Source organism: Oleiphilus sp. HI0132 (assembly GCF_001635845.1).
Map to the genome: position 1 here is coordinate 1 of NZ_LWGJ01000880.1, position 488 is coordinate 488.

General features: G+C 46.3%; 1 protein-coding gene. It reads left to right on the forward strand.

The window, feature by feature from the left end; genetic code table 11:
• The coding region (locus A3766_RS10010) for a calcium-binding protein (protein ID WP_304440960.1) at positions 1-488 on the forward strand (488 nt) is incomplete at both ends.

Here is a 488-nt window from a genome sequence, read left to right on the forward strand (position 1 = left end):
TAACCTAGGAACGGATAGTGATGACCATATCACCTCGGACGGCGTAGGCTCGAAGCACTATTATGGGTTCAGTGGTGCCGACACTATTGATGCCGGAGACGGCCAGGATTATGTCTATGGTGGTGATGATAACGACGCAATCAATGGCAATAGTGGGGATGATTATCTGTATGGTGATGTCGGTGATGACGTTATTGCAGGAGGAGAAGGAGACGATGTCATTTTTGGCGGAGCAGGAAATGATACCTACCTGTATAGCCTGGGTGATGGTGCTGACTATATCTCGACCTATGATGAAACTGAAGGTCGACAAGATGTCCTTGTTTTCGATGAGTCGATTGCTGCCCAGACCAGCTATGTGACACGAAGTGGTGATGATCTAAAGCTTGTTCTTGGCAATGATGACAGCATCGTCGTTGAAAGCTTCTTTAAAGAAGATGACCCTAATTACGCCTTAACAGCGATTAACTTTTCCGACGGTACTTCAT